Raw genomic sequence first — 9,607 nt, forward strand, 5'->3', positions numbered from 1 at the left:
ATTATCCGACATCAAACTAAAGAAAAAACGGGCGCGAGTGAAGATTGAGTGACTAATGTTTTATGCTGAAAATAATTCGGCAGAAATTCACTCGCGCACTTTACAACGGCTGACTAATGGGTGACCCCATTGAACTCTTTATTCCTATCTGAAGTTTTCAAAAAGGGTTAAACCAAGTTAAAGCGGTTTTTATCACCTAATTCCCCGATTTTTATCATTACCTACATCGTAAACTCCTATGACATTGGAAGTTAAGCTTAATATTTGTTTTAAACTGCCTTGATTTTATCAACTCTCTCCATTGGTGAGATCTTGGAAATGATCTTATTCAGGCATTGAACAACTCAAATGTATTTAAGCGTTCTCCAGGTGGCTTTTGACTCTTGTAACTAAGCAAAAAAGCAATGGGTCATGCATATCTTACTCAGCCGAATCCATAATGGCTGACAAATTAAAAACATTGTTTATTAGGAGAATCACGCCATGACACATCCTCAAAAAGGATTCGATGGTATTAAGAGTTACACTAATTCCTCAACTTCATCAATAATCCCTTTTAATTCGATTAAAAGACTTTGTGACAATGATACGGGTGGAAATTTACTCGCTGAGCAATTAATCATTCGGTATAAGAATGCGTATGATAAGCCCAACGCTACAGAGTTTACTGTTGATCAGATGTATAGCGTATTTACGGTCAGTGGGTTCGATTTTGTTGGACAAAGCTCTCATGGCTTTGGGGCCATAGGTTTAGGTGTTGGGCTTAGTTGCAGCTTTAGCCCTGGAGACATGACATTGCCAGGCTTTGTCACAGCTGAAATAAAAGTTGGAGGTGGTATAGAGGCAATTAACGAGACATTTATTGCTGTAGTCAGGCAACCTCAAAGTACTCATTATAAAGAAAACCCTTTTAGAGTTTGTTTTATCTCAGCGAATGGTAGGCATTGGAATGGTAGCCTCAACCTCAGTGCAAGTTTAGGTTTGAAAGCGTCTGGTAAAGCTGATGCAAGTGACCAATCAAGTTCTATGCTCACTTCTAAAACAGATAAAGATGAGCAAAAGAAAACAGCGCAAGAAGAGTTTGGCAAATATGGTTGTATGGCGCTAGAGCAACTTGCTCTCTCAGCAAGTAATGAAATATCTCTTAGTGCTGAAGCTAGTATTGAAGGTCAGTTCATGAACCTGACAGATACTCATCCGAGCTGGTATCACTCATGGAATGATGAAAGGCTCAAACAGTCTTTCTCTGAGATTGTCGGTTATGGAACAGAAAATAACATAAAGCAGCGCATAAAGGCATTTATGGGAAGCTATGATGGTGTGCTTACAGGAGTTTTCCAACATCTTAATTTTTGGAAAACATTGAAAGGTTTTTTTACGGGCGATGAATTACCCTTTGAAGTATTAATGGCGAGTCTTATAAATGCTCAAACATTAATATTTGCGCTAAGAGATCTTAGAGTTGCGGGGCTAGATCGTGAGCTAATAAAGACTTTGAATGATTATAATCTAGATGTTGCAAGGGAGCTGGATACCTTCGTGCTTAAGCGATGGCTAGGAAACAGGAATAGTGAAAATAAAACAAAAACATCTCTTGATGATGTTTTTCATTACAGTAATTTATCTCTACTTATTCCCAAAGACGGCTTTACGGGTATGCCGAGCTTAGCTAATTGGAAAATAGCGATAGAAAATGCCATTAAAGGGTTATCACTCTCCACTCAAGACTACCACAAGATTCTTGAAGAAATTAGCTACCATATTAAAGTAATTAGTTATAAAAAAGCCCAGAAGATACCAACAAAAGACCAAGTAGCCCTTGGTTATGAAAATACTCTCACCTTTATTAATTTATGGGGGTACAAAGCTGGTGTAGGCGCAGGTCTCAAGCAGGCGATTAACTTGAGCGCTTCACCGGTGCTTTCTGTGGCGCTCAATGCAGGTGTAAAAGTCGAAGCTGAAAAAAAATGCACAGTTTATAGATTCCAGAACTACACGCCTGCTGCTGCATTAGATAATGAAACTTCGCAAAGTGAGCTGATAGCTACACAGGATACAGATGTCTCATATGTTCAAACTAAGTTATCAGGTGAAGCCTTGGCTAAGATAACAATTGCCGGAATTGACCCAATCAAAAAACTTTCGGGTAAAGAGGCTGAAGTGGGAGGCGAAGACAGAATAGTAAATAACTTAGGCTACAAGTCATCAACTTGCTATTGGCAAGTACCGTCTCAAAGCTCGATAAATAAAGTGAACTTAATGGCTGGCTCAGGTATTCATTTTGCTCACTCAATTACACAAGGAAGTCTCTATAAAATATGTAATAGAGAGCAGGGCTATTCTCATTTAGTAGCTGAACTTGCAAATGAACTAAGGGTCTCTGTGAGGGATTTGGAGCACTTCTTAAGTCAAAAGGAAGTGGTTGAGATATGTACTTCGAGACTACCAGTTGATGCGTTAGTGATAGAGGTGAGTTTTAAAGCTTCGAAAGGTATAGAATGTGCCATTGAGTGGCCTAAAAATAAAGAGCATGCCCCAAGGCTTTCTCATCAGGCGCGAGAAATAGTGTTCAATAGTATGGATACAGCTATTAAAGCTGATGTACATAGGGCAATTAAAGAGAAACAGGTCTTAGAATCGATTAGGCTTAGATATAGGATAATTGATTCACTAAATTCTGATAGTAGCTTCAAGTTAGGGATTCCGTATCCGATTAAATTAGGGATTAATCTTACTGCGGTAAATCGAGCTGAAGCTTCTGGTCTTGTTGATTTAGCCACGGTTTGGTTTGGGGAGAGTGCAGACTCTATCCTTGCTTACCCTGAAGATAGTGTGCCTGCCGTTACACTTATTCACCAATAACCTTTATTAGCACAACCAGTAAAGCTGGTTGTGCTTTCTTTTATTTTGAAAAAGTGATTAAGTTTGTGCTGTTTATTTGTAATTTTGAACAGCTCTTTTTAAGAAACAATCAGACAAAACTAGTAATGTACTCGCCAAGAAGAATGGGGTTCATCTTTCATGCAGGCGACTTAAAATGCATTATTTCACTGTGAAAAAGTAATTTAGAAATATGTTTTTTTGTATAAAAACCTAGGGTTTTTGTCGAGCTTTATCACCAAAGGCCTCGCACTCAATGCTAGTTTTGTTTTGCGCACTCACAAAACTTTCCACACTTTTCGCCCTTGGTTGCAGTCGCCAACGTGATAAAGAGTTAAATTGAAGGTTGATTTCAAGCCTGTCGCGCTAAAGCTCGACCTACTTCACAATAAGCCGCTACTACAGATTAAGGTTGTTTATTTCACCGAACTTTATTCGCAGAGCTTTATTGCTTAGTCCCAAAAATCTTATCACCCGCATCACCTAGGCCCGGCAAGATATAGCCTTGCTCATTGAGCTTTTCATCGACACTGGCAGTATAAAGCGTAACATCTGGGTGAGCCTCTTCAAGTGCTTGAATACCCTCAGGGGCGGCAACTAAAACCATGGCTTTAATTTCTTTTACCCCATGCTTTTTTAATAAGTCTATGGTCGCTACCATAGAACCACCTGTGGCTAACATTGGGTCAACGACCAAGGCGACACGTTTATCTAAATCAGAAGTGAGTTTTTCAAAGTAGGGTACTGGCTCTAGGGTTTCTTCATCTCGATAAAGACCAACCACAGAGACTCTGGCACACGGAATAATTGATAGAACACCTTCATTTAAACCCAGTCCAGCCCTTAAGATCGGAACCAAGGTCAATTTTTTACCTGCTAGTTGTTGTGTGGTTATATCACCTTGCCAAGAAGCGGTAGTGGTATCTTCTAGCGGTAAGTCCCGAGTTGCTTCAAAAGTTAATAAGCTGCCAATTTCAGATACCAATTCACGAAATGCTTTAACACTAATATCGTGTGTTCGTAACAGCCCCAGTTTGTGAGAAATCAATGGATGTTTAACTTCAACTACGCTCATGATGTGCCCTAAATAAATTTTTATAATGTAGTTAAGTCTAACAAGAAGGAGAGGAATCGATAAATTCTATTAGAGAATTAATAAGCGCAATATTAAGAACAGATTAATTATTGTCCTTGGCCAATTAAAAAATGAAACTCCCAGAGTAGGCTTTTTATTGTGCTGTTATTTTCGAAAGCGCGACATATTCTCGAATTGAAAGTTAAATTAAAACCTGTCGCGCTAAAACGATCTATATTTCAAATCGCGGCATAAAGCCGCGCCTACAGATGAAAGTAGCTTATTTTTATTTAAGGGTTATCTATTTTTAAAGCCATGGTTTTACTTATCCAAGCACTCAGTGCATTCACGCTAATATAGTATTCCTGCCAGCCATATTTGCCTTCTCTTTGGTGTTGCGCTTGTGGTTCGGGATAATCTCCCCCTGATCTGATCCCAGCGATGTAGTACCCTGTTGCAAGTTTCACAAGCGCAGGGCTGCCACTGTCGCCGGGGCCATTAATACCCTCAAGAGGTAAAACGTTCTTGCTGTTAGGAGCGTCAAAATTGAAAATCAGATAATTGCCATCGACGACGTCTATTTTGTTGTGTGCCACGCGCAGTTGTCTGTCGTTCACTCTCTCTTGGCGAGAGACGCCTTTTGCACCATCACCAAAGTCGCCCCAGCCCATCACTTCTATGATTTGGTTTTCTTTTACTTTTGACTCAAGTAGGGGAAATGTCTTTGCGTTTTCTATTGGTTGCTTAAGTCTTAGCAAAGCAATATCGAATGATGGGTCTTTAACCTTGTCTTCAATGTTGATGATTTTACCTTGCTCATTCTTAATTGCTTTCATATAGCCATATTCAGGCGGCAAATGGATCGAGTGAACTTCAGTTTTGTTACCCGCTATTTCAAGCTGACTGCCGGGCTCTAATAAAATAGTACAATGCGCAGCAGTTACAGCCCACTGTGCTGCCAATAAAGTTCCGACACAGTTTTTAGTTTTACCGTCATCCTTCAAGGGAAAAATAGCGGGGTAATCGCTTGCTTGTTGAACGTACTTATCGTCATTTACATCGTGCCTAATTATCATGGCATTGGCGTGCAGGCTGGTTGTGATTAAACCACCGATAATTAATTTTCTGATTAAGTTCATGTCTATTCCTTACCCTTCATGTGTTTAGAGTTATGAGATAGCAAGTTGAGTGCCTGATTGTAAGACTCTAATATTTATAGGTTTTAGTTTTTATAGTGATTTTATGTTGGTGTGGTTTTACGGTTTCGATAAGGTTTTTATGATTTTGCAAAAGTAGTCGAAGTGTTATTTAGTAGCGCTTATTGTCAAAGTGTGGGCTCTCCTTATGTGAGAGCCATTACGGTTTTAGCTTTTTATTGACTTAGCAGATTCATTTTTTGACAGATTACTCTGCATTGATCGAAAGCAAGAGTTCTTCGTTAATTTGCGAAGCAGGAAAGAATATATATTGCTCTTTTTGAAATCCCGTTTGTGGTAGCCACTCAATCAATAGTCCTTGCCAGTTTTTGTTGAAGCTGACTTTTATCTGTTGTGTTTGCTTAGGGCGCCAGCTGGTAAGTAGTGTCTTACCATCAGGGTAATACACATCGTTTTGTTCGTCATAAAAGTCGGTGCCATGGTATATGTTTATGACACCGTTTGTTTGAGGTAAGTCGGTTAAAAGAATACGAACATCTTTATCCACTCGAAAATCAAAAGATTGAGGAGCAACAAGCTGCGTTGTATCTGGAGTCTCGTTTGTTTCAGTATTTCCACTGCTTTCAGTTGTTGCAGCTGTTTGAGTATTACTTTCATTGTTTTCTGGCACCTGCGAACTGCTTTCTGACCCACCGCCACACCCCACAAGCAATGCGAGTAAGATGATAAGTGTAATTGAATTGGTAAGTTTCATCTTGTTTTCCTCTTACTTGTAAATATAGTTTATGACAGAGCGTGCTGGTTTGTACCAGTCTGTATGGCTGGCTCCGCTATTTATTACCCACTGAGCAAAATCAGGGTAACCTTTTTGAATATCCTTTCCTTCTGAAAGTTGCTCAAAGTTGTCTAGTACATTGATTGCCCATGGGAAGTTATTTGAGTTCACGAATGAGTTAGTGGCATTACTATTGTCATCGTGAAGGCCGTACTGACCTTGGTTAAATAAGCTAGTGCCTGAAAATTCTTTTAGATGAACCTCCCACTGGCGTCCAGCGAACTCTCCATGGGGCTTGTCTACAGATGCAAATATAAATAAATCATAGGGGGGGAGGCCGATGGAAGATTCATCGACACTCTGATTAAACTCAACATTCAGTACAAACTCACTGCTGATGGCATTTTTACAACTTGGCATAGTTCTAAACATATTGCAGCTAGTAGAGACGTCTTGCCAAACATCTGCAGATAAAATGAAAATAACCTCGCTGGCTGCTGCTTCAGGTTGTAATGTTACCGTTGAGCCTGACTTTTGCAGCGTTGCTGATTTGATATTCGCCTTTGTTACATTGGGAAGATGAAGTGCAAAGCCGTTATGATACTCCGCGCCAATGGCTTGAATATTATATTTTAGCTCGAGTGATGAAAGGTTATTATTGATATCTTTTTCTAAATAATATCTATATTTAACAACAAGGTCGTTAAAATCATAATCCCCCATTTTTGGCCATCTATCTTCAAACATGATGGTTGCATAGCCTGATGCAGACGGATAGTAACTTGATGATGTAGTGGGAGTAGTCTCTTCTTCAATAAGTACATTGTAGTTTGTGTCTGTGACCGTACCGTCATCATTGATACCTTCTAAAGCACCAATTGGAGTAACGTCTAATGAAAAGATCATATCGTTGAAGTCGTTGTCACCCTGCATACGATAATAATCTTCAAACGCAATTACTAAGAGTTGACTTTGCGTGTCATAAAACACGACATTGTGTTGTTTTACTCCATCAGGTTCTGGGTTTAAGTGCGGAAGGCTGTAAAAGGCTTGATCCCAATACCCTGAGCTTTCAAGTTCTGCATAGCTGCTTGAGAACCCCCACCCATTTGGAATAACAAAAAAGCCCATTGCTTGACCAGCAGCTAATGTGATCTCTAAAGGCACAGTATCACCTTGGTCTAATAACCCCGCATTAGGTTTAGATGCGTTAGGAAAAATGATTTTATGTTCTGCAATATCGGTGAAAGTTTGAGGGGGGGAATTTGGATCATATAAGAAGTAACCGAAGGTATTTCTGAAATAGGCACCTTCGTTTAAAAATGTAACACTTACGGTTGCTTGTCCCTCAAAGTCATTGTCTATAATCAAATTACTCTTTGAATCAGTGTCAATATAGTCGGGGTTTACTCGGCGCCCATCTGGGATCTTCGCATAAATATCGGCTAGAAAAGTAGCGGGTAGCTGGTCGTTAATATTAACAACATTGAGCGGTTCGCCTTTAGCATTGTAACCCGTGTTTCTGTCACTTACCCAACTGATGTTGATAGGCCCTAAGCGAGTATTTAATGTATCGGTTTCTGCATTTGCTAAAGTTGAAAAAAAACTAATGACAATGCATATGATTAATGTCTGATAATAAGCCATATTAGATCTCTCGCTACTTTATTTATAAATAATTTTTAGCAAATAATAGACCTATATTTTCTTCTTATTAATTAATGGCTTATGTTTTTCTTGTTAAGTTGTTTTATGAACATGCATTGCATTTTGCGAAAAGTTTAATGAGTACGCCTTTTGAGCTTCTTTTATTACTCTGCGAGGTTGCAAATCAATAAAGGTGAAAACCGTTAAATGAGATATAAGTAATAATGAAATCGATTTTCATACTGGCTCGATTTTTGAAACATATATGGATGTGATAAGCAAATTACAAGGAACACACTATGTTGATGTACAAAGCCGCAGGCACTAGCCCATTATCGACCCCAAATCATATTGAAGGTGGGCAAAAGTTGTCGCAGAGCGGCAATGATGAAAGGCAATTTAGCCAAGCAATTGCCGCTGAGATGCCCATGCAACAGACTTCTTCTGTTAGTCAGCAATATCAACAAAAAGAGCTACAAACGACCATACGTAACGAAGGTTTTTTAGGGCAAATGCAAGAAGCCATTTTAATGCAAAGACTTGGCGTTGATATGGAGAAAATAAAACAGTTGAGAGAGAAGCTCGATGAGCAAAAAGAACAGTTTGATGCAGGTGAAATTTCTGAGAAAGATTTTAATGAAAAAACCTCAGAAATAGAGAAGATGATTGCTGAAGAGTATCAAAAAGGGCAGGAGCGAGCGCGGGCACATGAGCAAAAGAAAGAGAGTTTAAAAGAAAATAATATTACATAACCATAGAGCTTTGAGCTTAGTAATCAATGTTATGTAAACCGAGAGGCATTCATATTTAAAATTACAGCTAACAAGCTCGTTGTTTAGCATTCATCTTGCGCAAAGAGATGTATTCGCTGCGCTTGCAGTCGTAATCCCTTTGCTTCTTCTAGCTAGATGCAGACTCAGTATTTTTTAAAGGCTTCCTTCGTATTGCGTAAAAAATCTTTGAATCAAGATTAGCGTAGTTTTACATCCATGTAGCTAGGTGCAGTTTCAGCAGCATTTAAAATTGTTCATTTCAACTTGCGCAAAGGGAATGTACTCGCTTCGCTCGCAGTCATTAACCCTTTACACCTTCTAGCTAAATACAGACTCAGCAGTTTTTAAAATGGCTCATTTCACCTTGCGCAAAAGTAACCTTGCTTCGCAACGTGTATTTTGCACTTTGTACTGGTACGATGAGTTTTTGATCTAAATATAAATAATTAAAACAAAGGCAACATCATGCAGGAATTTTTTGAGAAGTTCGTAATCAACACTAAAGTACATGTGGTGTGGGGGGAGATGGATGCATTGGGGCATGTGAACAATGTGTCGTATTTCCGCTACTTTGAAACCGCACGAATCGATTTTTTACAGCAAACAGGGCTTTTATCTATTTTATCTGAGCCGACCCATAGCCCAGTGTTACGCGATACTTATGCGCAATATAAGCGCCCAGTGACTTTTCCTGATACCTTGTACATTGGTTCATACATTACTGATATAAAAGAAGACCGTTTTACTATGCGCTATGAGGCGTTTAGCGAGTCACAGCAAGCAATCTGTACAACGGGTTATGCGAATGTGGTGATGTTTAATATGAAAACAGGTCAAAAGTCGCCAATTCCAGAGAATATGATGACTATATTAAAGCAGTATGAGATGGATGTTGCTCAATAGGTTTTGCAGATGGAGGAGGGGGGTACTCATTGAGCTATGCTAATTAGGTATCCTTATTCTCACCTCTTCAGGCTGAGTTGCTTCGTTTCGGGTTCAGTGAATGAAAATAACTTTAGTAAGATTGCGCAAAGAGCATATTAAAACATAGGAAGACGAAGTATTACGTCCATGTAGATCTATGCTGTGTCAACTGCTTTTAAAATTGCTCATTTCATCTTGCGCAAAGAGAATGTACTCGCTGTGCTCGCAGTCATAAACCCTTTGCACCTACTGTAACTCCCCCAAAAAATGAAACAGTTCATAAGTAGAATTTTCCATTAACTAAAATAGGAAAATTTACGATGAGAAAAAGCAAGTTTACCGAAACCCAAATTGTTAGCATGATCAAATAAGCTGA

The 9,607-nt window shown here is 39.1% G+C and carries 7 protein-coding genes; 3 read left to right on the forward strand and 4 right to left on the reverse strand.

The genetic code is table 11. From position 1 onward, the window contains the following. Positions 1 to 483: 483 nt before the first annotated feature. Entirely contained in the window at positions 484 to 2,862 is a 2,379-nt protein-coding gene (locus ABMY35_RS20645; protein WP_349287953.1) for a hypothetical protein, read from the forward strand. Between the two features lie 463 nt (positions 2,863 to 3,325). Here ABMY35_RS20645 and upp read toward each other — a convergent pair whose 3' ends face one another. The 4 genes from upp to ABMY35_RS20665 all read right to left on the reverse strand — a co-directional run bounded on the left by upp (position 3,326) and on the right by ABMY35_RS20665 (position 7,534). Next, a complete protein-coding gene (gene upp, locus ABMY35_RS20650; RefSeq protein ID WP_349287954.1) occupies positions 3,326 to 3,955 on the reverse strand; it encodes a uracil phosphoribosyltransferase in 630 nt (209 codons plus the stop codon). A 290-nt stretch (positions 3,956 to 4,245) separates the two neighbouring features. Next, the gene (locus tag ABMY35_RS20655; protein WP_349287955.1) at positions 4,246 to 5,094 is read right to left on the reverse strand and encodes a trypsin-like serine protease; all 849 of its coding nucleotides are present in this window, start codon (positions 5,092 to 5,094) and stop codon (positions 4,246 to 4,248) included. A 265-nt stretch (positions 5,095 to 5,359) separates the two neighbouring features. Further along, the gene (locus ABMY35_RS20660; RefSeq protein WP_349287956.1) at positions 5,360 to 5,866 is read right to left on the reverse strand and encodes a hypothetical protein; all 507 of its coding nucleotides are present in this window, start codon (positions 5,864 to 5,866) and stop codon (positions 5,360 to 5,362) included. 12 nt (positions 5,867 to 5,878) lie between these two features. After that, positions 5,879 to 7,534: an LruC domain-containing protein gene (locus tag ABMY35_RS20665; RefSeq protein ID WP_349287957.1), complete on the reverse strand. Its 1,656-nt coding sequence runs from the start codon at positions 7,532 to 7,534 to the stop codon at positions 5,879 to 5,881. Between the two features lie 299 nt (positions 7,535 to 7,833). Here ABMY35_RS20665 and ABMY35_RS20670 point away from each other — a divergent pair, with 299 nt between their 5' ends. Together ABMY35_RS20670 and ABMY35_RS20675 are read left to right on the forward strand one after the other, a co-directional pair. Then, complete coding sequence (locus ABMY35_RS20670) at positions 7,834 to 8,286, forward strand: hypothetical protein (protein WP_349287958.1); 453 nt, start codon at positions 7,834 to 7,836, stop codon at positions 8,284 to 8,286. Between the two features lie 486 nt (positions 8,287 to 8,772). Continuing rightward, positions 8,773 to 9,210, forward strand: a complete 438-nt coding sequence (locus tag ABMY35_RS20675) for a thioesterase family protein (protein ID WP_349287959.1) — start codon at positions 8,773 to 8,775, stop codon at positions 9,208 to 9,210. Positions 9,211 to 9,607: the final 397 nt, after the last annotated feature.

It is taken from the genome of Pseudoalteromonas sp. BZB3 (assembly GCF_040104455.1).
In the GTDB taxonomy this organism is placed as follows: domain Bacteria; phylum Pseudomonadota; class Gammaproteobacteria; order Enterobacterales; family Alteromonadaceae; genus Pseudoalteromonas.